Origin of the sequence: Acinetobacter pragensis (assembly GCF_001605895.1) — a bacterium.
GTDB lineage: Bacteria > Pseudomonadota > Gammaproteobacteria > Pseudomonadales > Moraxellaceae > Acinetobacter > Acinetobacter pragensis.
In genome coordinates this window covers 38,958-65,125 of record NZ_LUAW01000023.1, presented here as the reverse complement: position 1 = coordinate 65,125, position 26,168 = coordinate 38,958, and the positions used below count along the sequence as shown (strand labels likewise).

The following is a 26,168-nucleotide window of genomic DNA, read 5'->3' as shown; positions in this document are numbered from 1 at the left end:
AATCGGCTCACAGCAGCTGCATCAGCTGATGCAAATCAGACTGAGTAATTTGAGCCGTTAAAGAAATGCGCAAACGGGAACTGTGCTGCGGCACTGTGGGCGGGCGCACTGGCATAATATAGAAGCCGGCGGCCTGCAGCATTTGAGCTTTCTCAACAGTTTTCTGCGATTCGCCAATAATCACCGGAACAATATGCGAACTGGATGGGCAGTCATAACCTTTTGCTGTTACCGCCTGTTGCAATGATTGGCTCAGCTGCTGCAAATGCTGGCGCTGCGGATTTAAATCCAGCACTTTCTGAAAGATGAAATTCGTCCATGCCATGCAGATCGGCGGCTGCGCGGTACTGAAAATCAGCGGGCGCATGCTGTTGATTAAGTATTCGCGAATGACCGGATGGCAAATCAGATAACCGCCGACTGACGCCATGGCCTTGCCAAAAGTTCCAGCCAATAAATCAATATCGTCAATAACCCCATACTCCTCGGCACAGCCTAAGCCTTGCATGCCGCGCACACCTATTGCATGCGCTTCATCGACATACAGCATGACTTTAGAAAATTGCTTTTTAATTTGAGCCAACGCCGCTAAATCTGTTTCATCGCCATCCATGCTGAAGATGGATTCCGTCACCACAATAATCCGCTCAATTTCCGCATCAGCATGATATTTCTGCAGCAGCTGCGTTAAGTGATTCAAATCATTGTGACGGTAGCGCACATATTTGGCAGCAGACAGACGTATGCCGTCAATCATGCTGGCATGCACCAGCTTATCAGCGAGAATCAGAGTCTTGCTGTCACAAAGCGCAGGCAATATGCCAATATTCATGTGATAGCCGCTGTTGAAAAGCAGCGCTGCACGGCCATAAAAGGCTTGACTTAAGCTGGATTCCAGCTGTTCAAATTCGGGAAAATTACCAGTCAGCAAGCGGGAAGATGAAGAACTCATCCAGCGCTGGTCATTTGGTATTTCATCAAAAAACTGTTCGCGCAGCTGCAAATCGGAGGCCAAGCCCAAATAGTCATTAGAAGCCAAGTTCAGCATGTGATGATTTTGGATCTGAATGAATTTTCCGGTTTGCTGGCTGGCTGTAAACTGGCGCAGGTTGCCCTGCTGCTTCAGGCTGTCCAGCTGCTGCGCATAGTGATTGAGCAATTCCATATTCATGCGGCTTGTTCCATATCTTTGACCACTTCAGCCAGCTGTTCCAGCAGTATTTTAAGTTCTTGTTCTGAAATAATGTACGGCGGCATCACATAAACCAGCTTACCAAATGGGCGCACCCAAATGCCGCGCTGTACAAACTCCTGCTGTAATGCTTTCATATTCACATTGAATTTCAGCTCAACCACGCCAATAGCGCCCAAAACGCGTACATTTTGCACATGTTCCAGCGTTGCCAATGGCGATAAAGCGGCTTCCAGCTGACGCTCAATACGCTGAATGTTGCCTTGCCAGTCCTGCGACAGCAATAATTGCGTGCTTTTCAGCGCCACCGCACAAGCCAATGGATTCGCCATAAAAGTCGGCCCATGCATAAACACCCCAGCCTCGCCTTGGCTGATGGTTTCCGCCACCTGAGTCGTGGCCAGTGTTGCCGACAGCGTCATATAGCCGCCGGTCAACCCTTTGCCGATACACATAATATCAGGCTCCACAGCGGCATGCTCCCATGCAAACAGCTTGCCAGTGCGTCCAAAGCCTGTCGCGATTTCATCAAAAATCAGCAGTATCTGATATTTTTCGCACAGCAGCTTAGCTTGACGCAAATATTCAGGGTGATAAAAACGCATGCCGCCTGCGCCCTGCACAATCGGCTCTATGATAAGGCCCGCAATGCTCGAATGATGCTGCGCAAGGGTATTTTCAAGCGCTGCGATATCGCTTTGATTCCACGGTTCATGAAAGCCTGTTTGCGGTGCAGGGACAAAAATTCGATTCGGCAGGCTGGAACCGAAAATCTGATGCATGCCGGTAACGGGGTCACAAACTGACATGGCATTCCATGTATCGCCATGATAGCCGGAACGCGGCGTTACAAAATTGGTTTTCTGAGGCTGCCCTTGTGCATGCCAAAACTGCACCGCCATTTTCAAAGCCACTTCCACCGCCACGGAACCAGAATCCGCATAGAAAATTTTAGTCAGGCTGGGAGGGGTAATTTCCAACAGCAGCCTGCCCAGCTGAATGGCCGGATCATGGGTAAATCCGCCAAACATAATATGGGACATATTTTGCAGTTGATCGCTTACCGCCTGATTCAGTTCAGGATGATTATAGCCATGAATAGCGCACCACCACGATGACATGCCGTCAATCAGCTGACGGCCGTCTTCCAGTTCAATAATGGCGCCATAGGCCTTTTTGACTTTAAAAGCTGGCAGCGGCTGGGTCATGGAGGTATAGGGATGCCAAAGGTGCTGCTGATCAAACTGCAAATCGGTTAATTCGGTCATCCCCAACTCCATGCACAAGGCTTCAACGTCAATTTTTCACGATGTTAAACCCGCAGGAAGAAAAAATAAATTGCGAGATGAACCAGTTATCCGTTTGTTTGTGCAGTTTTCTTTAAATAATGGCAGATTTTGCAACTTATGCTTTCAGATTCAAACACCAGAAAGCCGTGCGAGCCGTCAATCAGCTCAGTCTCTAAAAACTTAACGCCGAAATTTCGAAGATTTTGCTCGACTTTGCAGCTAACTAAGAAATCCTGCTGTGCAAAGAGATGATACTGCTGCCCCGCATAATTCTTTAAGATCCCTGCAGTATTTAACTGTTCAAGACAATTCAGCCCTGATCGAAGCGTCTCTAAATTCTGCGGCTGAATCAAATTTTGCAATGCTGCAAAATCCTCTTTGATTGTTGCCACGCCTTGACACACCATAAAACCGAATTTTTTTAATGTCGCTGTTGCATCATGCTCAAAAGACTTCTTAAAATTCTGGAATACCGATTGATCCATGCCTTCAGTCCATTCATCATTCGCCACAAAACAGGGATTGGACGCTAAAGTAATCAGTATTTTCTGTTCGGCATATTGCTTATAAATTTGATCAGCCAATAATGCTGCCAGTTGACCGCCCAAAGACCAGCCCGTAATGACATCAAAATTTCTGGCTTTCTCTGCCTGCTGCTGTAAAACTTCTTGATCCAGTGCATTAAAAATATTGATCAGCTCAACCGCATGCCCCTGCCGGGTTAATGCTTCTTTTAAGGGATTCAGCAGTCTGGTGCCGCCGCCCCAGCCTGTAATCAGTAAAATTCGTTGATTCACTTATAACTCTAGAATATGCAAAAATTTCAATTAGTATAAAACTGAAAATCCAATGTTATGCAGCTGCATTGCAAAAGAAATAGAATCCTGCCCGATATTTGTGCTGCGCATCAATACTATCCGCAACTGTTCAAAGCCAAACCGCATGAGCCAGATAACATTCTATCCGCTGCGAAAGAACCTAAAATCATTGCTAGATTAGACCGATCACAAATGCTTGAGCACATTAAAATCCTTTATCAATATTCTTCGCATCTCTATGCACCATAAAACCATCTGTAGTTGATTTGATGCAAATCCTCCTTGCCCAGTCCTGAAATTTGCTAATATCAAAACACAACCTATTCAGGAAAGTCCGGGCAATGAAAATTTCAAAACCATTGAATGCCGTCTTACTCGCCGCCTCTATTTGCTCCGCATTTACAGCTTTGGCGCATGCAGAAGGCTCTGTGCTTTCCTCATTCAATAGCGAACAAAAGCAATGGATAGGCAAACCTGCACCGGCATTTAAACTGCAGGATCAGAACGGTAAGTGGCATGAATTAAAACAGTACAGGGGCAAATGGCTGGTGCTGTATTTTTATCCGAAAGACAATTCGCCCGGCTGTACGCAAGAAGCCAATCAATTCAAAGCGCTTTACCCTCAGTTCTTGAAAAGCAATGCTGCGGTTTTAGGGGTGAGTTTAGATGATGTGGCCTCTCATCAGCGTTTTTCTGAAAAGCTTGGCTTACCGTTTCCTATTTTAGCGGACAGCCATTATCAGCTGGCCAATCAATTGGGTATCGTGCGCAATTTAGGCATTGCTAAAATAGCCAAACGGGAAACCTTTCTGATTGATCCTCAAGGCGCAATTGTTTACCACTACAGCAGTGTCGATACCCAAACCCATGCAGGTCAAGTTTTAGCGGATATCCAAAAGTTAAGCCAAAAATAACAGCGCTGTAAAAAAAGCCTTTGGACAATTATCCAAAGGCTTTTTTTATGCCAATTCACTTCATCCTTATCTGTTCACTCAGAAAAGGAATATGAAGCAAATCTTACATCTGAGATTGAATATAATTCTGCAGGCCAATCAGCTCAATCAAACGGAGCTGTTTTTCCAGCCAATACGTATGATCTTCTTCAGTGTCATTCATTTGCTGGCGAAGCATGTCACGTGTAACGTAATCGCCTTTTTCTTCACACAGCTTTACGCCTTGCGCCAGCTTTTCACGGACATGATATTCGAGCGCCAAATCAGCTTTCAGGCAGGTCACGACATCTTCACCTGTGACAATATCATCACGGTTCATATTGGGTGTGCCTTCAAGGAACAATACTCGGCGTATTAAAGCATCGGCATGCGATGCTTCTTCCTGCATCTCATGATCAATGCGTTCAAAAATTTTATTCAGGCCCCAATCTTCATACATACGGGAATGAATCAGGTATTGATCACGAGCAGCCAGTTCGCCACCGATCAACATATTTAAGTAGTCTACGACTTCTGGATTGCCACGCATTTTGATTAACTCCATACCCTTTTTTAAATATTATGGACAAGTTTCGGTGTTATTGCAAAACTTAAATTTTGTAAGCTCATGATTTATATAAAATTTAAATGATAAACATACGCATTTGCAGTTCACTTCAGCGTAATTTTTACATAAAAAATAAGCCTTTGCGTGACACACTGGCATACCGGCAAGCCAATTGCTCAAATAATGAAGCCTGGTGTTTTTTGTAACAATTAACAATGCGTCTTGTTTAGCACAAATAACGCCTGATTGATTAAACACGTCACGCTTGAGCTGCTGCGCTTATATACAGGGAGCACTGTACTGATGCTTCATGCATTGCAGTCAAAGATAAGGGTATCATTTCCAGAGAAGACAGGCTTAAGCTGAAGTCCAACGCGCATTCTTCCACGCTTGCTGTTGCCTTGAATCTAGAAAAGTCCAAGCGACAAAACGGCTTTCTTTTTGTCCCTGCGTCATTTTAATGGTTTTAACATCCACTGCTCCGCTCTTAGCTAAGGCATTTAAGAGCACAGGCAATGTTGTTTTCTTGGAAACCAGTGTACTAAACCAAAGGCATTGCTCAGCAAACTGGATACTCTCTTGTACCATTTGGCAGACAAATCGTTCTTCGCCGCCATCACACCAGAGTTCGTTTTTTTGACCGCCAAAGTTTAACACCACCTTCGTCCGATCAACCGGCTTGCCAAGTTTTCTTAATTTTTGAGTTGCCGTAGCGTTTGCTTCATCTTGCGAGGCATGAAATGGCGGATTACACATCGTTAAATCAAAACGATCTGAGGATTTAATCACACCGTTGAAAATATTGCTCGCAGTCTTCTGCAATCGAATCTGAATCCCTTTATGCAGATTCGGATTTGCCTCCACAATAAATTGAGCACTTTTAACGGATGCAGAATGAATGTCTGAGCCGACAAATTTCCAACCATAGCTCCGATGACCAATGATCGGATAAATACAGTTCGCGCCAACCCCAATATCTAACACGTGAACGGCGTGTCCCGTTGGAATCTGAGCTTTATTGTTGGCACTCAGCAAGTCTGCTAAATAGTGGATATAGTCCGCTCGACCCGGAATAGGCGGGCAAAGAAAATTTTGAGGAATATCCCAATATTGAATGCCATAAAAATGCTTGAGCAATGCTTTATTGAGCATTTTCACAGCGTGTGGATCAGAAAAGTCCACCGATAGATCGTTATATTTATTTGGGCTGACAAAAGGCGCAAGTTCCGGACAGCTCTGGATTAGCTGAGGAAAATCGTAACGACTGCGATGCAGATTTCGTGCATGTAATTCCGATTTTTGCTGCGGAAAAGATTTCTTTGCTTGCGCCATGTGTATGCCAATATTCAACGGGAGAACAGAATCATCTGATAAGGCAGGATCTATACCTGCAAATTAACTAATATTGTACGTGAATTTAACGCTCAATGGCGCGCCAAAGCTTTTATTTGTCTATCCGCAAAATCAATAATTATTTAGACATCTATTCTTATTTTATCTGGACATTTTTGTTTGCTATAGCATTAAATCTCATTAAACAAAACCGTGAAACATTGATTGAATAATAGTCGTGGAACATGAAGAATCAACAAAAAAGCCCAATCGGTGATGATTGGACTTTTCACATCAGCATAAAACAATGATTTATATGAAATAAAAAATAGCTGTAAGCCCCAAATAGAAATGTCCGGTTTCTCCAAAGTAAAAATGTCCGCTTTTAGAATATGCGCTTTTGCGATTATCGAAGCGGACGGTTTGATATGTTGGTGTCTATGTCGGATAAAGAACTTAAACGATTGTCAGTCTTGCAGGAAATCTGTGATCAACGCATAACTCAATCCCGGGCTGCTCAGCTACTTCATATTTCAGAACGTCAGATCAGACGATTACTGCAGAAATACAAAGCTCAAGGTCCAGCTGCATTAGCCCATGCCGGTCGTGGCCAAATCAGCAATTCCAAACTTCCTGAAGAACTCAGACTCAAGTGCCTCAATATTGTTTCTGATCAATTGCATGGTTTCGGACCCACTTTAGCGCATGAAAAGCTCACCATCGTGCATGGATTAGATCTTTCAGTAGAAACGCTGCGTTCCTGGATGATTGCAGCCGATCTATGGATTCCTCGCTCCAAGCGCCTGAAACGCCCATATCAGCCTCGATATAACCGGGATTGTTATGGTGAACTGATCCAGATTGATGGCTCTCACCATGACTGGTTCGAAGGACGCGCTGCTAAATGCTGTCTGCTGGTGTTTATTGATGATGCCACAGGAAAATTGCAACACTTACGCTTCTGTGAATCAGAATCAGCCTTTGACTATATGATTTCGACACGCTTGTATGTTGAACAGCATGGTAAGCCTTTAGCGTTCTACAGCGACAAACATTCAGTCTTTAGGGTGAATCAAAGCAGCAAGAAAGCCACCAAGATTACCCAGTTTGGACGCGTACTCTGTACCCTCAATATCGATATCATCTTCGCTAACTCCCCTCAGGCCAAAGGACGTGTGGAACGGGCCAACAGGACACTTCAGGATCGTCTGATTAAGGAGATGCGCCTGGAAGGTATCAGTTCGATTGCAGATGCGAATAAGTGGTTGCCCTGCTTTATTGAGCAGTTCAATCTCAAGTTTGCAAAGATGGCCTTTAATCCTAAGAACTTACACCGCTCTGTCACTGAAACAGCCGAGCAACTAGATGATATTTTTACCTGGCGTGAACCCCGCAGAGTCACCAATAGCTTGACCATTACTTATGATAAATGCGTATATCTCCTGGAGAATGCAGAAGAAAATCAGAGGCTAATCGGCAGATATCTTGAATTTCTAGAATACCCGGATGGTACTGTGGCCATCATGCATGAAAGTCGGACGATCAATTACAGCATTTTCGATAAATTAAGTCAGCTCAACCAGCGAGAGATTGTTGAGAATAAACGGTTGGGGGCTGTTCTAAATCATATCCAGCAACAGCATCAGGAACTGGAACAACAAAACAAACGTAATCGTTCTCAAAAGATGCCAAGCAGACGTGCACAGAAAACAGTAATCAAAGAACGAAATCTGAATCCTGTGCTTGACTTGGAAATGTCCATATAGGACATTTCTATTTGGTTTTAAGGTAGGACATTTCTACTTCGGAATAACAGAAGAAGCCTAGACCGAAGATCTAGGCTTTAAATTACAGCGCACTAGTTAGATATGACTCTTTGTCCATTTATTTATGAGATTTTGCATCCATAATATTAAGAATATGCATCTCTCCAACATTCATCACATCTTAGCGTTTTTTGAAATCAATAAAAAATCGCTTTGGTAGCATTCACATGAGTTTTCTGCCGAATTTAGAGTACATTAAACGCAATAATAAAAATATTTTTTTTCAAATTAATCAAAGACAAAACTAAATATTCTCAATATGATAAAAAATGCGTCAATTAAAGTTGAAGAACATGAATACCAAGACAACACCAATACTCGTTACAGGCGCCACAGGCTATATCGCCAGCTGGGTCATTAAACAATTGCTTGAGCAAGGCTGCACGGTGCATGCGACCGTTCGAGATTTAAATAAGAAAAAGAGTTTTGCCCATTTAGAAAAAATCGCCAATGAAAGTTCTGGCTCACTGCAGCTGTTTCAAGCCAATTTGCTGGAGCCGGGTTCATTTGATCAGGCCATGCAAGGCTGTGAAATTGTCCTGCACATGGCTTCCCCTTTTGTGGTCACCAACTATAAAGATGCAGTCAAAGATATTATCGAGCCCGCAGTTTTAGGGACAGAAAACGTACTCAACAGCGTGAATAGCACGGAATCCGTAAAGCGGGTTGTCGTCACCTCAAGCATTGCCTCGACTTATGGCGATGCAATTGATATTCAGCACACTCAAAATAACCAGTTTGATGAATCACATTGGAATACCACCAGTTCTGAGGTGCATCAGCCTTATCCGTATTCAAAAGTGATGGCAGAACGCAAGGCATGGGAAATGCAGAAGGCGCAAAACCGCTGGGATTTAGTCTGCATTAATCCGGCATTGGTGCTGGGTCCATCCCTCACCGCCAATACACAATCCGGCAGCGTGGAAGTTCTGCAGCAGTTTGCCAATGGCATGACGCTGGCGGGCGTACCGCCTATGTGGAATGGAATTGTCGATGTGCGCGATGTTGCGGATGCACATCTGCAGGCGGCGTTTAATCCGAAAGCGGAAGGACGCTATATTGTCAGCGGCGGCACATTAAGCCTGCTGGAAATGGGTAAAATTCTGCGCCGGCATTTTGGCAATAAATTCCCTTTCCCGCGCAATCAGCTGCCTAAGGCCGCATTTAAGCTGTTTGGCCCATTGGCAGGGTTTTCCAAATCTTTTGTCGAATTGAATATGGGTTACCCTATTTATTTTAATGCGGACAAAAGCAAAAAGGATTTGGGCATGCATTACCGGGATATCGAAACCAGCTTAGTGGAACATTTCCAGCAACTGCTGGATGACGGTGTCGTAAAAAAATATATTTCTTAACCCACAATTTAAAGCCAATAAAAAAGCCACTTTATTAGTGGCTTTTTTATTTTCACATTTCAAAACGCTTAACTAAAAATAGAAAATTACATCCATTTTATCAATACGCGTTCTGTCTGCAGCGGTATAGCGGCGTGGCAATGCACCGACCCATTCCAGTGATTTCTGGCATTCACAAGACAGCCTTAATACTGCTGCAAAAATTCCAAAAACTGCTGTTCATTCATCACAGGAATACCCAGCTTTTCAGCTTTATCCAATTTAGAGCCGGCTTTCTCTCCGGCAACGACACATTTAGTTTTGCTCGAAACGCTGCCGCTGACACGCGCTCCTAAGGCTTGGAGCTGCTGCGTAGCCTCATCCCGCCCCATGGTGCTGAGCGTCCCCGTCACAACCCAGCTTTCGCCATTTAACGGCTGACGGGTCGGTGCGACTGGAGCGTCCCAATGAATGCCTGCCGCCAGCAAGCGGTCAACCACTTCAAGATTGTGCGGCGCCTGAAAGAAATCCACAATCCATTCAGCCGTGATATCGCCCACATCGGGTGTTTTTTTCAAAGCGTCTAAATCGGCATTGCGGATTGCGTCAAACGTTTGGAAGGTATTCGCCAGCATGCGTGCCGTAGTCTCGCCTACGCCGCGGATTCCCAACGCATAAATAAAAGCCGCCAGCGTCGTTTTCTTGCTGTTCTCAATGGAATCAATGAGGTTCTGAACCGATTTTTCGCCCATTTTTTCAATGGTTAATAATTGATCCCGATGCTCATGCAGGCTGTAAATATCCGCAACATCTTTCAGTAAATCCAAATGCAGCAACGATTCTGCCCAACGGTCACCTAAGCCTTCAATATCCATGGCTTTACGCGACACGAAATGACGGATCGCTTCAATCCGCTGCGCTGCGCAATACAAACCGCCGGAACAGCGCGCCAAAGCCTCACCTTCCGGCATAACCACCGGTGACGAGCAGACCGGGCAGCATTCCGGCAAATGCACTTCTGCTGCACCCTCTGGGCGGAATTCAGGCCAAACCTTTTCGACTTTCGGAATCACATCGCCGCTGCGGTATACACTGACCGTATCGCCAATACGCACATCCAAACGGTGAATTTCGCCAATATTATGCAATGTCACATTGGATACGGTCACACCGCCTACAGCCACAGGGTTCAGGCGCGCCACCGGCGTTAAAGTGCCGGTACGGCCCACCTGCCAGTCAATATTCTCTACCGTGGTCAAAGCCGCCACAGCCGGGAATTTATAAGCGGTCGCCCAGCGCGGTTCACGGCTTAGAAAGCCCAGCGTCTGCTGCTGTTTCAGGTCATTCACCTTTATGACCATACCGTCAATTTCAACACTCAGATTTGGACGTTCAGTATTAATCTGCTCATAAGCGGCTTGAACATCTTGAATATTGTCACAAATAAAATGGCGTTCACCGACGGCAAAACCGAACTGTGTCAGCCACTCCAAACTGGCGGACATGGTGTTTTGACCGTGAGGCGGCTCACATTGCGCAATGCCGTAAGCATAGAATGCCAAAGGCCGAGACGCCGCAATTGCAGGATCAAGCTGGCGAAGGCTGCCGGCTGCTGCATTACGCGGATTGGCAAAGGTCTTCTCACCTTTGGCTTCATTTTCTGCATTCAGTTTTTCAAAGCCCGCTTTGGGCATTAAGACTTCACCGCGCACTTCCAGCAGTTCAGGCACTGCTGTTTTTTCGGAACTGAGCACTTTAGGCAAATTGCGGATGGTCTTCACATTTTGGGTAATATCCTCACCCGTTTCACCGTCCCCCCGCGTTACGCCGCGCACCAGCACGCCATGCTCATACCAGAGTGAAATTGCGAGGCCGTCAAACTTCAGTTCGACATCATATTCAATTTTTTGGTTCGGCAGACGCTCTTCTGCACGGCGCGCAAATGCATATAAATCTTCTTCATTAAAAACATTGCCCAAAGACAGCATCGGCACAGCATGGGTCACATTGGCAAATTTAGACAGCGGCTTGCCGCCGACGGTCTTGGTTGGCGTATCCGGCTGCACAAATTCAGGATATTGCGCTTCCAGCGCTTTCAGCTGGTGAAATAATTGATCATATTCACTGTCCTCAATAGTGGGCTGATCCATGACATAGTAAGCATGATTGTGCTTGGCTAGAATCTGAATCAGTTGGCGCATTTGCGCAACAACAGTGTTTTGCTGTGTCATATATTTTCACCATAAAAAAGGGCGGTGAATCTGCCGCCCTTAACATCTTTTAATCTGCGCCGATTATAAAAATCAGCTGAAATAGTTGCAATCAAAGAATTTTAATTTCAAACTTCTGCTGCCGTCTGGCCCGGACGGTAATCAATCGCCTGATGGCGCCAATGTTCACGCAGCTGCAGGGTGAATTCCTGATTATTCTGATCGTAAACAGTCCCCTCAATTTCACGCGCAATCAGCCTTGATACACTGTCCATGGTATCAAAGGCAATTTGCACATCGCTGTGCGGCAAGGCCAAAAAGAATGCCAGGCCTTTGACCTGTTCAGTCGACAGTGTTTCCAGATCAAATCCTGCAGCGGCGCCATCATTGCTGATTTGCAACACAGAGAACAGCAGCTTGCCGTCTTCACTGTAACGATGGAAACAAGCCATCTCACCAAAGCGCAGCCCGTATTTCAGCAGAACTTTCAAGGCTTTTTCACCGGACAATGCACGGCTGTCAGGATAGACATTCAATGCAATATAAGTTTCTGCCGTCGCCAGCGCGCTTTCATCATCAACCAGCTTCTGCTCATACAGATGCGCATCCAGAATGTTGCTTTCATCTTCGAATTCACTGATTTCAGCTTTTTCAATGTGGTTCAGGCTAAGCTCCTGCGCCGCCTTTTCCTCAGCTGCTGCCGCTTCAGAGGCAGGCTCTTCAGCCTTTTCTGAATCTGAATTATTCTGCACCGGCGCGCCCGTATCATCTGCAGTGTGCTGTTCTTGCGCAACTGCCGCTGTTTCAGATGGAGCCTTTGCCGCATCAAGCTCTGCAATGGCCTCTGCTGAATCTGAATTTTCAGCTGGCGTTTCAGCAGCGGCAGCTGGCGCAGATTCCGCATCAGCAGACTCTGCCGCTAAGGTCGGTTCAACACGCTCTGCCGCACTTAATTGATTGCGGACGTGGCGCGGGATCACTGGCTGCTGGCTATCAGGATCAATGTGCAGTTCAGAATCCAGCGACGGCGCTGCATCGGACGGCTTTTTCAAGACCAGCCTTAAACCCACTAAGATCAAAATGACAGCAACAACAATCCCAACGATTGTGGTGATTTCCATGTTATGACTCCGCAGCTAAACCGTATTCTTTTGCCTGTTCTAAATTCACAGTCACTAATTTTGAAGTTCCCGGTTCCGGCATGGTCACACCGAGCAAGTCAGTTGCCATGGTCATCGCCAGTTTGTTATGTGTAATGTAAATGAATTGAACCTGTTCAGAAAGTTCTTTTACCAAATTACAAAACCTTCCTACATTTGCATCGTCTAAAGGCGCATCCACCTCATCCAGCACGCAGAATGGCGCAGGATTCAATCTGAAAATAGCAAATACCAATGCCAATGCCGTCAGGGCTTTTTCACCGCCGGACAGCAATGCCAACGAACTGTTGCGCTTGCCGGGCGGTCTAGCCATCAGTTTTACACCCGATTGCCAGCCGTCTTCAAGGCTTAAACTCGCTTCGCCGCCATTAAAGACCTTCGGAAACAGCTCCTGCAGTTCCACATTGATCTGATCAAATGTGGTCATGAACAGTTTACGGGTTTCCTGATCGATGCTTTTCATCGCGCCTTGCAGCTGTTCTACAGTTTTTTCCAAGTCTTCAATTTGATGGCTGAGCTCTTCATAGCGCTTTAATACATCGTCATATTCGGCAGAAGCGGCCAAGTTGACTGCGCCCAATTTATCAAACTGCTGCTGGGCTTTGGCCAAGATCTGCTGATGCGAGGCTATATCAATCTGCAGTCCGGTCAGCATTTCACTGTTCAGCTCCTTCAGCTGTTCGCTGTAATGCTGCAGGTCAGACTGGGCGGATTGCCAAGCCAAACGCTTTTGCTCCAGTTCAGCGCGCAGTTTTTCATCCTGCTGCTGATGACTGTGGCGCTGTTCCGTCAGTTCTTTTTGCTTGGACTGAATGCTGTTCAGCTCCTGCTGCCACTCCACCCATTTCTTTTGCAGCTTTTCAGTTTTTTCAGCCTGTTCGGCATGCTGTGACTGCAAACTCGGCAACTCTAATTGCGCAGGGTCAACAAATTTCTTCGCCTGTTCCATTTGCAGCGTAATCTGCTGACGCTGCGCTTTTAAGAATAGGGCATCTTTTTCCAGCAGTTCAATTTGCTGTTTGGCTTGCACGGCTTGACGGCGGATCAGCTCCAGCTCCTGCTGCGCCTGCTGCGTTAGCTGCTGGGAGTCTTCAAGCTGGCCTGTCAGTTCTTCCGCCTGATACTGCAAGGTTTTAAAGTTCGGCAGCGCCAGTTCCAGCTTCATGCCCAGCGCATGCAGATCAATTTCCAGATCATCTTTCTGCATTGCATCTTCTTCCAGCTGCGCATCCACTTGCATCAGCTGATCACCCAATTGCTGCTTCTGCACAGCAAAAGCCTGCGCGGCGCTTTGCACTTTAGCGATAGCGATGTCTGCCTGCTGCAGCGCTTTCTGCAGATTTTTCAGCAGATCCTGTTCAGCCTGCAGCGTCTTATGCACAAGCTGCACTTGTTCCTGCAGCTGAGGCAATGCGCGCTCTCTTTCCGTCAATAGCGGCCCTTTTCCCGCTAAAGCCTGCTCAATCTCATCTAAGCGGATCCGGTGGCTCAGCGCGCCCTGTCCCGCTTGGCTGTCTTCATCATAGTGCAGTCCAATGACCCAGTCTGCGCCAACCTGATAGCCGTCCAAAGTTAAAATAGACTGGCCGGCCTGCAGCTGCGCCTGATAAGGAAGAGCTTCCTGCAAGCTGCCAGCCACTGCAACCTGCAGCCACAAAGAAGAATGCGGCGCTTCAATCCAATCGGCTAAGCACGGCAGCGGCTGCAACGCGATTTTTTCTGCATTTGGATACGCCTTAATTTGACGCGCCGTATGCTCTTGGAATTGATCGGCATGACTCAGCACTTGAGCATGCAGCCATTTAGCCAAATATTTTTCAATTAATGCCGCATGCGCTTTCCCCAAGTGAGACAGCTGCAGCGCTTGCATCAGGCGCACTGTATCTGACTGTGTTTTGGGACTTACCTTAATTAAGAGCTGATTGAGGTTTTTCTGTTCAGACTGCAGCACCTGAATATCTGATTTCAGCTCCTGCATCGCGGCTTTTTGCTGCGACTGATGCGACTGAAGCTGTTCCTGCTGCTGTTTTAACTCAGTCAGGGCTTGCTCTTTTTCCGCTATGGCACTTTGCAGCTGGGCTTTCTGCTGTTCCAGCTGCTCCAGTTCATCCTGCTGCGCATGGTTTAAAATTTGAGCAGACTGCAGTTTCAGCGTATCTTTTTGCTGTTCCAAACGGCTGATATTCTTCGCCAGCTGCTCACTTTGCGCCAGCATCTGGAGTTTTTGCTGCTGCTGCTTTTCGACTTGCGCTTTCGCCAGTTCATATTGCTGCTGCACCGCAGACTGCTGGGTCTTTAAATCGATAAAACCCTGAGACTGCGCTTGGCTTTGACTTTCCTGCCGCTTTAACTGCCCATCAAACTCTTCCTGCTGCGCATGCAAAGTTTCCAACTGCAGTTCAATAAGCTGCAAACGCTCTTTGCTTTGAAATTTCTGCTGTTCCAGCTGTACCAAGCTTTCAGAGTTTTGAGAATACAGCGCCTGTTTCTGCTCCAGCGTCATTTTCAGTTCAGCCAGTTTTTTTTCTGCCTGCTGCCATTCATTTTGCAACGGCGTCGACTGCTGAATCAGGCGCTGAAACAATTCACTGGTTGACGTCAAATCATGCTCTAAAGTATTCAGTTCAGAACGCACCAGCTTGAAACTTTCTCCCAGCGTATCCATCTGCACCGTATATTCCTGCTGCAGCCGGCTGCTTTGTTCACATTGAAATGACAGCACTTCTATTTTGATGGTACGGATTTGGGTTTCCAGTTCCTTATACTGCACTGCAGTTTCAGACTGGCGCTTTAAGGTTTTCAGCTGAGATTTCAGTTCTGATGCAATATCTTCTAAGCGGGATAAGTTCTGCGTAGTGTGCTCTAAGTGGGTCGTCGTTTCACGGCGGCGCGCCTGATAGCGTGAAACGCCCGCGGCTTCTTCAATAAACACCCGCATTTCTTCAGGTTTGGCATCAACCAGCCGGTTGATCATGCCCTGCTCAATAATTGAATATGAACGCGGCCCAAGGCCTGTACCCAAAAAGATATCGGTAATATCACGGCGCCGGCATTTTGTGCCGTTCAAAAAATACTCAGACCGTCCATCGCGGTTGACCTGACGGCGTACCGCCAATTCACTGTAAGCATTATAAGCGCCGCCTAATTTGCCGTAGGTATTGTCAAAACGCAGCTCAACGCTGGCCATGCCAACGGGTTTACGCTTAGCCGTGCCGGTAAAAATGACATCCTGCATGCTGCCGCCGCGCAATTGCCGCGCGCTGGATTCACCCATCACCCAGCGGATTGCATCAATCACATTAGACTTGCCGCAGCCATTAGGGCCAACAACCGCGGTGCGGTTCTCTTTAAATTGTAATGTTGTACTGTCGGCAAAAGATTTGAAGCCAGAAAGTTTTAAACTGCTTAAACGCATAGTGTCCTGATTAACGTCGTGAGCGCCGAGCCCACGCGAGTTCAATTTGTTTCATCCGTGTCAGCGATTCCAACACAAGGTTACGCAAGTGTCGACAAAAATCTTCCATAAATAAAGCGGCTTGTTGTGACTTTCTGATTAAAACAGCATCGCTTACCAGCTTAAACAGCTCAAAAGATTCTTGAAGCTCCCTGCGCGAGATATTTAAGGTTAAAAAATAGCTGCGGCGCAATGACGGCAACAGTTCCTGATAATAACGCATCAGATACGGATTTCCGACCATTTCATGCTGGCGCGCCATGCTTTGAAAGATTAAATCATAAAATTTTTCGGTATGACCCTGACTGGTCTCGGAACTTAATTGTTCTAATAATAATTGAATCTTTTCGGCCTCATGGCTGCGCCATGTTTCCGCCATCCGGTGCACAATCTGCCCCAGCAGCAAAGAAGCCATATCAAACAGAGAGCGCACCTGCAGTGCAGACATCTCGGACACAATTGCGCCGCGGCGAGGGAAAATCTCAATCAGCTGGGTGCGTTCTAAAATAAGCAACGCTTCACGCACGGAACCGCGGCTGACATCCAGCTCAGAAGCAATGCGCAGCTCTTGAATCCGTTCTCCTTCTACCAGCTCACCGCGAATAATCTGCTCGCTGATGTGCTTGGCAATCTGTTCTGACAAACTGTCCGCGTCTTGTGGGTGCATGCTGTTCCCGTCTTGTTTTTATAAAATGCAAAGATGGATTTCACCAAATCTGCATTCATTTAAACGGTTTTCCAGTCAATTAAATATGACATTGTCAGACAATCTTATGTCTATAAAGCCAATCCGAAGCTCCGCCATGCTGTTTTAAAACAGCTGGCTCACGCCCTGATACATAAAATAGCAGCCGACTGTCGTCAGCAGACAGGCAAAGCATTTCTTCAGCACGGCAGGAGACAGCATATGCGCCACTTTCGCCCCCTGCTTGGCAGTGATAAAACTCATTACGCTGATGCCGATAAACGCATAAATATGCACATAACCGATGGTATTGGGCATGGCAACCTCTGACTGCTTGCCAAACCACATAAAGCCCAATGCGCCTGCAATAGCAATCGGCAAACCGCACGCCGCCGATGTTGCGACGGCTTTTTGCATCACCACACCGTGCCGGTTCAAATACGGCACAGTTAAACTGCCGCCGCCAATGCCGAATATCGCTGAAGCGATGCCAATACCGCCGCCAGCGGCCAGCTGCCTTGGAACAGAAGGCAATTGGCGTGTAGGATCAACTGCAGCGCTTGCGCCTCGGAACATTTTAAAAGCCACCCAAATGGCAAAGCAGCCAATCAGCAGCTGCAGCCCCTGTCCTGAAAGATAATCGGCAATACCCGCCCCAATAAACGAACCTGCAACTAAACCGGGCGCTAAATTGCGGAACACATGCCACAGCACGGCGCCTTTTTTATGATGCGCGCTGACAGAGCTGAAAGACGTCACAATAATGGTGGCCAAAGACGTGCCTAAAGCCATATGCATAATAATCGATGGGTCATAATGCATTTGGGTAAAAACAATATACAGAATCGGGACAATTATTAACCCGCCGCCTACCCCAAATAAGCCCGCAGCAAAACCAGCGATTGCGCCGATCAGCAAATATATGATTAACTCCATCAATTATTCCACAATTCTCAGATTCAAATGGATTTAGAGACTCGATTACTGCAGCAGATGCTGAGCGATGCGCATCAGCTTCCTGAAGTGCTGCTCTTGAAACCCGTGACCGCATCTACCAATGATGATGTGCGGGAAATTGCGCTCAAAGGCGTACAGCAAGTCCTTGTGACCAGTGTTCGGCAAACTCAGGGCCGCGGACAGCGTCAACGCCAATGGGTCTCACCGGAAGGCAACATCTATTTAAGCACATTGCTCAATACCCGAACAGCTATTGACGGCCGCTTGGCTTTGGAAATTGCGTTAAATATCCTGCAAATGCCAAGCTTGCAGCATTTAGACCTGCAAGTAAAATGGCCGAATGACCTCTACAGCTCAGCAGGAAAATGGGGCGGCATCCTAATTGAGCCTCTGAATGCCCATCAAGCGGTAGTCGGTGTCGGACTGAATGTTCTGCCCTTGCCTAAAGACGGAATTGACCAAGCGGTGACATCGCTGACAGAACTCGGGCTGGCGCGTTTTGACCGCATTAAATTGACTGCTGAACTGTATTTAGCCATTCAGCAAGCGGGCGAATGGTTCAATCATGACAGCTGCAATTTGGCGGCCCGATTCAATCACTATGCAGCTTTTAAAGACCAAGCGGTCGAAATTGAACACCTGCAAGGCATTAGTCAGGGCATTTTCCTCGGCATCCGCAATGACGGCGCGATTGAAATCAGCAATGAAAATGGCACTGAACATTTCTTTCAGGGACGCTTGCGCAGAATAGGCGCATCGGCGCAGTGATCCAGAGATTACACATGAAAAATTTATGGCTCGATATCGGCAATACCCGCCTCAAATACTGGATTACCGAAAATGGGCAAATCATCGAACAGGCAGCAGAATTGCATTTGCAGTCTCCTGCCGAACTCTTGCTCGGTTTAATACAGCATTTTAAAAGCCTTGATTTACAGCATGTTGGTGTATCCTCGGTACAAGACAAAAAGAACAACGACCGCATTCATAAAATTTTAAAATTTTTGCAGATTCCCGTCGTCTTTGCCAAAGTTCATGCAGAGTTTGCTGGCTTGCGCTGCGCCTATGAAGATACCAGCAAATTCGGCATTGACCGCTGGCTGCAAATGCTGGCAGTCGTGCAGGATCCTCAGCAAAAATACTGTGTGATCAGCTGCGGAACGGCATTGACCATTGACCTGAGCGATGGCTTTGAACATTTAGGCGGCTATATTCTGCCGAATCTTTATTTGCAGCGGGATTCCCTCATTCAAAATACCAAAGGCATTAAAATTCCTGATGCGTCATTTGATGAGCTCAGCCCAGGCCGCAATACCATTGATGCGGTGCATCACGGCATTTTACTCAGCCTGCTCAGCACCATTGAAAAAGTCATGGATAAATATCCAAGCAAGCTGATTTTAACTGGCGGCGATGCCCCCTTATTTGCTCAATACTTACAGCGCTATCAGCCTGAAATTGAAAATGATCTGCTGCTGAAAGGGCTGCAGGTTTATATTCAAACCTTGTCTCTAGCCAAAAACTGAAGCATCAGCGCTTATGCAGCATGTACGCGTAAAATGTCATGCTGCGTACCTAGTCCTATGGCGGAAAATTGGTATTTATCCTCCATGGTATGCAAACTGAATTCAACGATTCCGCGATTAGATAGGAGTCAGGCTTTAAGCTAAGAAATTTTCAAGCGCGGGAAAGCCAATAAAAGATTGACCTTGGTTTTGGTAATGAATGCAAATAGCATGAGTCTCTGAGCCAGAGTCAAACATGTTTTAAATGATGAATCAGGAACGGCCATTTTTTATCCGCAGCCTCAAAAACGGCAGGCATGAAAAAAGGCGCCTAAAGCGCCTTTTTAATTCAATCAAATTATTTCTGATCTTTACCGCCAAACAGCGGGCCCATGCCACCGCCGCCGCCAAACTGCTTCTGCATACCGCTTAATGATTTCATCATTTTTGCCATACCTGACGGATTGGCAAATTTTTTCATCATTTTCGCCATCTGCGCATGCTGCTTGATCAGCTTATTCACTTCAACCACTTCCATACCGCAGCCCGCAGCGATACGCTTTTTACGGCTTGGGTTCATCAAGTCTGGATTGCGGCGTTCTTTAATGGTCATCGACTGAATAATCGCTTCCATCTTTTTCACTTGTTTTTCAGGGTTCGCTTGGGCAATAGCATCCTGAATACCGGCATTGCTCATGCCAGGCAACTTATCCAAGAAGCCCATCATGCCGCCCATTTTATTCATTTGCTCAAACTGCATCAGCATATCTTCAAAATTGAAGCTGCCGCCTTTTTGCAATTTTTTTGCCATTTTTTCGGCTTTTTCTTTGTCGATTTTGCGTTCAACTTCTTCGACCAAAGACAGCACGTCACCCATGCCCAAGATACGCTGCGCAACACGTTCCGGATGGAATGGCTCTAGGGCATCAAGCTTTTCGCCCATCCCTAGGAATTTAATTGGCTTGCCGGTAATTGCGCGGACAGAAAGCGCCGCGCCGCCGCGTGCATCACCGTCAGTTTTAGTCAGGATCACACCTGTTAACGGCAAAGCATCGTTAAATGCTTTCGCTGTATTGGCAGCATCCTGACCGGTCATAGCATCGACAACGAATAAAGTTTCAGTTGGCTTAATCGCCGCATGAAGCTCTTTAATCTCATCCATCATGTCGTCATCAACATGCAGACGGCCTGCAGTATCGACAATCAGGACATCAGCAAATTGAATTTTTGCCTGCTCAATGGCACGGGTCGCAATCGTAATCGGCTTTTCATCTGCACTGGATTCAAAGAAAATCGCGCCGACTTCGCCTGCAACGGTTTGCAGCTGCTTAATGGCCGCCGGACGGTAAACGTCCGCAGAAACCATCGCGACTTTTTTCTTTTGGCGTTCTTGTAAAAAGCGTGCGAGTTTCGCCGCAGTGGTGGTTTTACCCGCACCCTGCAAGCCTGCCAGCAAAATGACCACCGGCGGTTTAGCGGCTAGGTCAAGGCTTTCATTGGCCTCACCCATCATTTTAGTCAGTTCGTCATGTACAATTTTGACGAATGCCTGGCCTGGCGATAACTGAGTCATCACTTCCTGACCCAATGCTTCTTCCTTAACTTTCGCGATGAACTCACGAGTTACAGGTAACGCCACATCGGCTTCAAGAAGCGCCATACGCACTTCACGTAACGTATCTTTAATATTGTCTTCTGTTAGCTGCCCAGAGCCAGTAACATTTCTTAAACTCTGCGTGAGTCGTTCTGTTAAGGTATCAAACATTGCAAAATCCGCTTAAAATGGTTGTTGCAAAAAAATCTTTCTTAAAATAGAAAATTTATGCATAGAATGCTATAGGATACTGTAGTTCTCATCGAATTTACATCTCTGAATTTTCATCATCCTGAAAAAGGTTTGACATGATTAGCCTGCCCTTGGTTTACACAATTTTAGCATTAATCGCATACACCACGTCTTTTTGGTATTTGTTTATGCATTTGATGTCTAAGCGTGTTCCCAATCACTGGTTTGTCGGCGTAATTTTAACGTTAGGCCTGTTTTTGCATGCAGGCGTACTGTACAGCGACATGCTGACCCCAATGGGCGTAAATTACAATGTGTTCAACATTATGTCTTTTACGTCTGCATTAATGCTGCTGCTCAGCATTTTATTCAGCACTTACCGCCCCGTTCTGCCTTTAAGCTTAATTGGCATTCCTGTTGCAGCTGCCGGCCTGATCATGGGCTTTGCCTTCAGCAAGCATGATCTGTTTATTACGCAAAACTCTGCCGGTTTAGACGTTCATATTGTTCTGTCTTTATCGGCCTATGCGGTGCTGCTCATGGCGACCATTCATGCCGTGCTGCTGTGGTTTCAAGACCGTGAATTAAAAAATAAGCAAAAACGCCGCGTCTGGGTCAATTTGCTGCCGCCCTTCCAAGCGATGGAATCCTTGCTGTTTGATATGCTGATTGCCGGATTTGCCTTGCTGACACTGGCGCTGGGCTTTGGCTTCATCACCATAGATGATTTTTTTGGACAGCATTTAGCGCATAAAACTGCATTCAGCATCATTTCATGGTTTATCTATGGGTCATTGCTGATTGGGCATTACAAATTTGGCTGGCGCGGCCAAAAAGCCATCCGCTTCACGATTATCGGATTCTTTCTATTGGCGGTTGGGTTTATTGGCTCCAAACTTGTTTTAGAAATGATTTTGCACCGTTAATTTTAAAGCTGCCGATATGGAAAAAGTCTGCCCGTTTATCCTTCGAAAAAATGCCGAACTGCAAACCGAGGTTTTGGTTTTTCAGCATCCTGTTGCTGGAATTCAACTGGTCAAAGGCACACTGGAAGCGAACGAATCTATTGTAGAAGCCGCCATACGGGAACTCTTTGAAGAGTCTGGCATTATTCGCACGGTCGAGCATTGCGCCTATATAGGACAATGCCAGATTGCCTCAACGCCTTGGCATTTTATTGCGATCGATATTCTGGACTTAAGCTTATCAGAACAATGGCAGTATCAGACTTTAGATGATTATGGGCATGTTTTCAGTTTTTTCTGGCTGCCTGTCCCGCATTTGCTGGCATTGGATGAAAGCCGAATTCATCCCAAATACCTTGATGCCGTTCTGTATATTTTACGGACTATAAAATAATTGCAAGAATAGAAATATCCTGATTAAAAACGCCTAGGCCAAAAATGAAATCAGCCATTTTCTTTATTAAAAATATTCCAAGGCAAGAGATAAAATATTTAGACCATGCCTATTTGAAATAAACTTCGTAATTAATCACTGACGTAAATTTTCCCGCATTGGCTGGCTTTTTCAAAAAAAGTACGCCTGCTTCGAAGTTTTTCGTCAATTGAGTATTGCTGCTATAGCCGAAATCAATCTTGTCATTCAACTTCAGCGGCGCGCTATTTCCGGACTCAAATAGACGGATGCCAATCACATCTTTCATGTCCGTTTCAATTGCGGTTATGGTCTGATCATCAACTTGATAGGCTGAACTAAAAATTCCTACAAAAGGATATGCTGCACAGTCTTTGCCATTGGTAATAACATTAATAGAAAATGGTGTTTTTCTTAAAATAGTATTGGTGTCTTGATAGGCATAATATTGACCTAAATCAACCGTCTGTGTGTTCAAAACCGGTACGCATTCGACATATTTGATTTGAATGCCGCTGACTTTTTCCTGAAAATTACCGCTGCCATTCCGGCCCCCTTTCCCATCCAGCTGAAAAACATCGTAAGTTTTAACTGTTGCAGGAAAGTTGCTGCCTGAACCGCGCGCCTTAATATATAAAGAATACGTTAAAGTAATGGTTTTGGGGTCAGCACAGCGGCGGCTCACGGCATACTTCCCAATAAAACGACAATTATCAGCAGCTGTAGAAAATGAAAAAAGATTATCTGATTGGTAGCTTAAAGCTTGCTTCCCTGTGGCGATTTTATCGGTAGTTTTTGTAATGGGATATTCTTGGCCATTGAAACGGATGCCCATAATTAAATTAGAGTTGCCAAAATCTGTCGCTAATTTTTTCGCAGCGTCATCGACATATAAATAAGCATCTTCACTTGAGTTGGTCGTTGCATCATCATAACAGGTAAATGTCGATGAATAGGTTTGAGATTCCCACAGCAAGGCATTCGCGGCACTGTTAAAATTGGTCACGGTGATCGTGCCGACATTTGTTGTATTTGTTTTATTTGTTGCATTATCAATATTAAAAGAACTCGACGCTTTGGGACCCGACAGGCAACGCATTGCCCATGTGCTTTGTACCGCAGTCAGGCCAATAGCCAGTAAAAATAAATTAAGAAGCAGCCGAAACCGGTTATTTTTCATTTTACTCTCCTGCTTCACATGCAAGCGTCAATTCATCATAGCCGATATTGCGGCTGTTTAATTCAGGCAGTATAAAGCTGCATTGCTGAGTATCTGCACTGCCCCACTTTGCAAACATTTTTTGACCGGATTCCACATTGGTTAAAAAAGCCTGACTATTTAAACCGACTAAACCATAGCGGTTCAAATTGGCTACATCGCTGATTTCTGTACCAGCCGCCAACTCATGGCCGTTATAGTTCAAATTCACCAAAACACTGTGGCCAGTTTTTACATTAAATTCAACTTTGACGACAGCAAATTTAGTCGGAACAATGTCATTGCGCACCAAATCTTCAATAAAAATATTCTGGCCTAAATCTTCGGCTTGCAATGCCACACGGTTTTTCGCATATGGGCTGCTGCCGCTCATAATCGCATAGCCATTCTTGTCCAGCTTTAAGCCAGTTTGATTCTCTATGCGGATATTGCTTGCGCCTTTCGCTTCAATCAGGATAGGCGAATTATTCATCTGCTGCCCAAAAATCACCCCTTTTTCGTGCATCAGAATGCCGCCATTCACCCCGGCATACACTTGCTGATACTGATCCGAATACGCATAGCCGATATTGCTGTTGCCTTTAGTTCCCTGATAGGCCGCATTTAAATTCAAGCTGTCACCGCTTTTCTCAGAATGGCTCACTTGCAGCTGTGTTTGCAGATTATTATCTTTTAGAAAATTGGCTGTCAAAGCGCTTTGCACCATTGCGCCATCATCACCTGAATACTGATAATTATTATTAGAAGTCACATCGTGCTTTTTAAACGGTTTCAGCTGATCCAGCGGAAAACTGAAATTCAGCCCAATGGAATAATCAGAGCCAGCGAACAAACTTTTGCTGTTCTGATAATACACACCATAGGATAAGCGTTGAATATTGTTGTTATAACCAATTTGCCAGTTACGCTGATTGTAATCTTTCTGCCAGAACTGCGTATCGGATAAGTTAGCATAGAGCTGCCCCCATTTACCCAACCGCTGATTCAAGGAAATTTGATATTGATTTTTTTTATTATAAAAAACAGTTGAATAGTATGAACGTGTCTGAGCCTCCGCTGAAACAGCCGGATCATTCACAGCAGACGGATCTTGATCATTATATTCATAGACGCCATTTCTCCACTGAGCCTTTTCCTGTACTGCATCAGAAAAGCCATAATAGCTGGCGGTATAATGATAGCCTGCTAAATGAATATCAGTACCCAACGATTGAATAGATTTGGCATACAGCAGCCGTACGCCCAAGCCATCCTCTTGACGGCCATTCGACAAAGTATTATTGGCAAAGCTTAAGTCCGCAGATAGGGCGCCGAACTGGCCAACCGACCAGGCAACGCCGCCTGCAGCTGAATAATAGTCTTCAGCCGCTAAAATTCCTGCATAAGGCGTGAGGTAATTATTTAAACCCAAAGTATAGGTCAATTGCCCAAAATAGGGCTGATAATCATCAGAACCGCTGCGGTACTGTCCAGCAGTCACTTGATATTTTTTCTGACCTGCGCGAATCATATTCGGGACAGAAGCGTATGGTTGAGTAAAGGTGCGGACCGATCCATCGCTTTCAATGACTTTAATTTCTAAATCACCGCTGTCATTGGCTGCGTATAAATCCTTAATTTCAAAATTACCGGGCGCAACATTCATGCTGTACACCAAATAATTGTTTTGACGGATTTCAACCAGCGCATTGCTGCGCGCCGTCCCGCGGATGACCGGCGCATAATTTTGCAGGCCGATAGGCAGCTGCGCATCATCACTGCTGAACTGCACGCCGCGGAAGTTAATGCTGTCAAAGACATCGCTTCGGGTATTTGCATCGCCTAATTCTATGCGCGCTTTCAGCGGAATAATGTCACGCTCAATTTTATTGACCGCGCTGTCCCATTCCGCTGAATATCCGCTGCTTTTTATAAAACTGCTTTGATTGCGGTAACGCCATGCGCCCCAATTGATTCCGCTGTTCAGCAGTAAGCTGCTGTTGCTGAATTCTTTGCCGGACTGGGCCTTATATAAGCTGGTATTGGCATTGTAATTTACAATCAAAGCATTAATGCCCTGATCATATAATTTAGGTGAAATATAGCCTCGAACATTTTGACGCAGAAAAACCTGAGGAATAGATAAATTCAAGGTTTGCATGCCTGCATCAAAATTCAGTTTAGCGCCGGGCAATGCCGTCAGGTCATAGCAGGCCGAGTCAGATGTTTCTTGAGCTGATTGATCAATTTCATACAGAATCTGATAATCGTCAATAAAGCTGGCGTCGATGCAAGGCACAACCTCTTGGCCTTTTTGATAAAACTTGATTTTTCTTTTATCTATGCGCTGATCATTCAGAAAAATACTGAAATCATAATTGCCTGGAATAAGGCTGTAGCCTTTCGTGACGGCTTCAAATACGACCTGATCGCTTACATCTTTTAAAAAAGCGGTATTAAATTCTGGATCTTCAGCGTAAGCATGCTGCGCTGCAATACTCAGGCTAAGTAATGAAAGTTTTAAATAGCGCACGTGATACTGCCG

20 protein-coding genes are annotated in these 26,168 nt (G+C 45.8%); 7 read left to right on the top strand and 13 right to left on the bottom strand.

Features of this window, described 5'->3' with window-relative positions:
- Positions 1-7 precede the first annotated feature (7 nt).
- The 3 genes from AZH43_RS10710 to AZH43_RS10700 form a co-directional block, all read right to left on the bottom strand.
- A complete protein-coding gene (locus AZH43_RS10710) occupies positions 8-1,165 on the bottom strand; it encodes an 8-amino-7-oxononanoate synthase (protein ID WP_067669672.1) in 1,158 nt (385 codons plus the stop codon).
- 2 nt (positions 1,166-1,167) lie between these two features.
- Positions 1,168-2,460 (bottom strand): adenosylmethionine--8-amino-7-oxononanoate transaminase, encoded by a 1,293-nt coding sequence (bioA, locus tag AZH43_RS10705; RefSeq protein WP_162492938.1) that lies wholly within the window; start codon positions 2,458-2,460, stop codon positions 1,168-1,170.
- Positions 2,461-2,546: 86 nt separating this feature from the next.
- Entirely contained in the window at positions 2,547-3,278 is a 732-nt protein-coding gene (locus AZH43_RS10700; RefSeq protein WP_067669500.1) for a lipase family protein, read from the bottom strand.
- A 362-nt stretch (positions 3,279-3,640) separates the two neighbouring features.
- On the opposite strand from AZH43_RS10700, the gene AZH43_RS10695 reads away from it, so the two are divergent.
- Positions 3,641-4,213, top strand: a complete 573-nt coding sequence (locus tag AZH43_RS10695; protein ID WP_067669498.1) for a peroxiredoxin — start codon at positions 3,641-3,643, stop codon at positions 4,211-4,213.
- Between the two features lie 103 nt (positions 4,214-4,316).
- On the opposite strand, the gene ftn is transcribed toward AZH43_RS10695, so the two are convergent.
- Positions 4,317-4,781, bottom strand: a complete 465-nt coding sequence (gene ftn / locus AZH43_RS10690) for a heteropolymeric bacterioferritin subunit Ftn (protein WP_067669496.1) — start codon at positions 4,779-4,781, stop codon at positions 4,317-4,319.
- Between the two features lie 375 nt (positions 4,782-5,156).
- Positions 5,157-6,131 (bottom strand): 23S rRNA (adenine(1618)-N(6))-methyltransferase RlmF, encoded by a 975-nt coding sequence (gene rlmF / locus AZH43_RS10685; protein ID WP_067669494.1) that lies wholly within the window; start codon positions 6,129-6,131, stop codon positions 5,157-5,159.
- A 440-nt stretch (positions 6,132-6,571) separates the two neighbouring features.
- Between rlmF and AZH43_RS10680 the strand changes: the two genes are divergently transcribed.
- Together AZH43_RS10680 and AZH43_RS10675 are read left to right on the top strand one after the other, a co-directional pair.
- Positions 6,572-7,897 (top strand): ISNCY family transposase, encoded by a 1,326-nt coding sequence (locus AZH43_RS10680; protein ID WP_081406811.1) that lies wholly within the window; start codon positions 6,572-6,574, stop codon positions 7,895-7,897.
- 329 nt (positions 7,898-8,226) lie between these two features.
- Positions 8,227-9,312 (top strand): SDR family oxidoreductase, encoded by a 1,086-nt coding sequence (locus AZH43_RS10675; protein ID WP_081406809.1) that lies wholly within the window; start codon positions 8,227-8,229, stop codon positions 9,310-9,312.
- 185 nt (positions 9,313-9,497) lie between these two features.
- Here the strand turns inward: AZH43_RS10675 and ligA are convergent, their stop codons facing one another.
- The 5 genes from ligA to AZH43_RS10650 all read right to left on the bottom strand — a co-directional run bounded on the left by ligA (position 9,498) and on the right by AZH43_RS10650 (position 17,736).
- Positions 9,498-11,522 (bottom strand): NAD-dependent DNA ligase LigA, encoded by a 2,025-nt coding sequence (gene ligA / locus AZH43_RS10670; RefSeq protein ID WP_067669490.1) that lies wholly within the window; start codon positions 11,520-11,522, stop codon positions 9,498-9,500.
- A 107-nt stretch (positions 11,523-11,629) separates the two neighbouring features.
- Positions 11,630-12,622, bottom strand: a complete 993-nt coding sequence (locus AZH43_RS10665) for a cell division protein ZipA C-terminal FtsZ-binding domain-containing protein (protein ID WP_067669488.1) — start codon at positions 12,620-12,622, stop codon at positions 11,630-11,632.
- Between the two features lies 1 nt (position 12,623).
- On the bottom strand, positions 12,624-16,076 hold the full coding sequence (gene smc, locus AZH43_RS10660; RefSeq protein WP_067669486.1) for a chromosome segregation protein SMC: 3,453 nt from the start codon (positions 16,074-16,076) through the stop codon (positions 12,624-12,626).
- A 10-nt stretch (positions 16,077-16,086) separates the two neighbouring features.
- Positions 16,087-16,782 carry a GntR family transcriptional regulator gene (locus AZH43_RS10655; protein ID WP_067669484.1) on the bottom strand — a complete coding sequence of 232 codons (696 nt, stop codon included), beginning with the start codon at positions 16,780-16,782 and terminating at the stop codon, positions 16,087-16,089.
- 144 nt (positions 16,783-16,926) lie between these two features.
- A complete protein-coding gene (locus tag AZH43_RS10650; protein WP_067669482.1) occupies positions 16,927-17,736 on the bottom strand; it encodes a sulfite exporter TauE/SafE family protein in 810 nt (269 codons plus the stop codon).
- A gap of 27 nt (positions 17,737-17,763) precedes the next feature.
- Between AZH43_RS10650 and AZH43_RS10645 the strand changes: the two genes are divergently transcribed.
- The gene (locus AZH43_RS10645; protein WP_067669480.1) at positions 17,764-18,525 is read left to right on the top strand and encodes a biotin--[acetyl-CoA-carboxylase] ligase; all 762 of its coding nucleotides are present in this window, start codon (positions 17,764-17,766) and stop codon (positions 18,523-18,525) included.
- A 14-nt stretch (positions 18,526-18,539) separates the two neighbouring features.
- Positions 18,540-19,283 (top strand): type III pantothenate kinase, encoded by a 744-nt coding sequence (locus tag AZH43_RS10640; RefSeq protein WP_067669478.1) that lies wholly within the window; start codon positions 18,540-18,542, stop codon positions 19,281-19,283.
- Between the two features lie 337 nt (positions 19,284-19,620).
- Here AZH43_RS10640 and ffh read toward each other — a convergent pair whose 3' ends face one another.
- Entirely contained in the window at positions 19,621-21,027 is a 1,407-nt protein-coding gene (gene ffh / locus AZH43_RS10635; RefSeq protein WP_067669476.1) for a signal recognition particle protein, read from the bottom strand.
- Positions 21,028-21,164: 137 nt separating this feature from the next.
- On the opposite strand from ffh, the gene AZH43_RS10630 reads away from it, so the two are divergent.
- Together AZH43_RS10630 and AZH43_RS10625 are read left to right on the top strand one after the other, a co-directional pair.
- Complete coding sequence (locus AZH43_RS10630) at positions 21,165-21,974, top strand: cytochrome C assembly family protein (protein ID WP_067669474.1); 810 nt, start codon at positions 21,165-21,167, stop codon at positions 21,972-21,974.
- A 16-nt stretch (positions 21,975-21,990) separates the two neighbouring features.
- Positions 21,991-22,407: an NUDIX domain-containing protein gene (locus AZH43_RS10625; protein WP_067669472.1), complete on the top strand. Its 417-nt coding sequence runs from the start codon at positions 21,991-21,993 to the stop codon at positions 22,405-22,407.
- A 109-nt stretch (positions 22,408-22,516) separates the two neighbouring features.
- On the opposite strand, the gene AZH43_RS10620 is transcribed toward AZH43_RS10625, so the two are convergent.
- Complete coding sequence (locus AZH43_RS10620) at positions 22,517-23,605, bottom strand: fimbrial protein (RefSeq protein ID WP_067669470.1); 1,089 nt, start codon at positions 23,603-23,605, stop codon at positions 22,517-22,519.
- Position 23,606: 1 nt separating this feature from the next.
- Positions 23,607-26,156 carry a fimbria/pilus outer membrane usher protein gene (locus AZH43_RS10615; protein ID WP_067669668.1) on the bottom strand — a complete coding sequence of 850 codons (2,550 nt, stop codon included), beginning with the start codon at positions 26,154-26,156 and terminating at the stop codon, positions 23,607-23,609.
- Between the last annotated feature and the right edge of the window lie 12 nt (positions 26,157-26,168).

What these genes read in the sequence shown, in the direction of transcription:
- AZH43_RS10710 (WP_067669672.1), bottom strand. Translation starts at nt 1,165, where the DNA reads ATGGAATTGCTCAATCACTATGCGCAGCAGCTGGACAGCCTGAAGCAG.
- bioA (WP_162492938.1), bottom strand. Translation starts at nt 2,460, where the DNA reads ATGACCGAATTAACCGATTTGCAGTTTGATCAGCAGCACCTTTGGCAT.
- AZH43_RS10695 (WP_067669498.1), top strand. Translation starts at nt 3,641, where the DNA reads ATGAAAATTTCAAAACCATTGAATGCCGTCTTACTCGCCGCCTCTATT.
- ftn (WP_067669496.1), bottom strand. Translation starts at nt 4,781, where the DNA reads ATGCGTGGCAATCCAGAAGTCGTAGACTACTTAAATATGTTGATCGGT.
- rlmF (WP_067669494.1), bottom strand. Translation starts at nt 6,131, where the DNA reads ATGGCGCAAGCAAAGAAATCTTTTCCGCAGCAAAAATCGGAATTACAT.
- AZH43_RS10680 (WP_081406811.1), top strand. Translation starts at nt 6,572, where the DNA reads ATGTCGGATAAAGAACTTAAACGATTGTCAGTCTTGCAGGAAATCTGT.
- AZH43_RS10675 (WP_081406809.1), top strand. Translation starts at nt 8,227, where the DNA reads ATGCGTCAATTAAAGTTGAAGAACATGAATACCAAGACAACACCAATA.
- ligA (WP_067669490.1), bottom strand. Translation starts at nt 11,522, where the DNA reads ATGACACAGCAAAACACTGTTGTTGCGCAAATGCGCCAACTGATTCAG.
- AZH43_RS10665 (WP_067669488.1), bottom strand. Translation starts at nt 12,622, where the DNA reads ATGGAAATCACCACAATCGTTGGGATTGTTGTTGCTGTCATTTTGATC.
- smc (WP_067669486.1), bottom strand. Translation starts at nt 16,076, where the DNA reads ATGCGTTTAAGCAGTTTAAAACTTTCTGGCTTCAAATCTTTTGCCGAC.
- AZH43_RS10655 (WP_067669484.1), bottom strand. Translation starts at nt 16,782, where the DNA reads ATGCACCCACAAGACGCGGACAGTTTGTCAGAACAGATTGCCAAGCAC.
- AZH43_RS10650 (WP_067669482.1), bottom strand. Translation starts at nt 17,736, where the DNA reads ATGGAGTTAATCATATATTTGCTGATCGGCGCAATCGCTGGTTTTGCT.
- AZH43_RS10645 (WP_067669480.1), top strand. Translation starts at nt 17,764, where the DNA reads ATGGATTTAGAGACTCGATTACTGCAGCAGATGCTGAGCGATGCGCAT.
- AZH43_RS10640 (WP_067669478.1), top strand. Translation starts at nt 18,540, where the DNA reads ATGAAAAATTTATGGCTCGATATCGGCAATACCCGCCTCAAATACTGG.
- ffh (WP_067669476.1), bottom strand. Translation starts at nt 21,027, where the DNA reads ATGTTTGATACCTTAACAGAACGACTCACGCAGAGTTTAAGAAATGTT.
- AZH43_RS10630 (WP_067669474.1), top strand. Translation starts at nt 21,165, where the DNA reads ATGATTAGCCTGCCCTTGGTTTACACAATTTTAGCATTAATCGCATAC.
- AZH43_RS10625 (WP_067669472.1), top strand. Translation starts at nt 21,991, where the DNA reads ATGGAAAAAGTCTGCCCGTTTATCCTTCGAAAAAATGCCGAACTGCAA.
- AZH43_RS10620 (WP_067669470.1), bottom strand. Translation starts at nt 23,605, where the DNA reads ATGAAAAATAACCGGTTTCGGCTGCTTCTTAATTTATTTTTACTGGCT.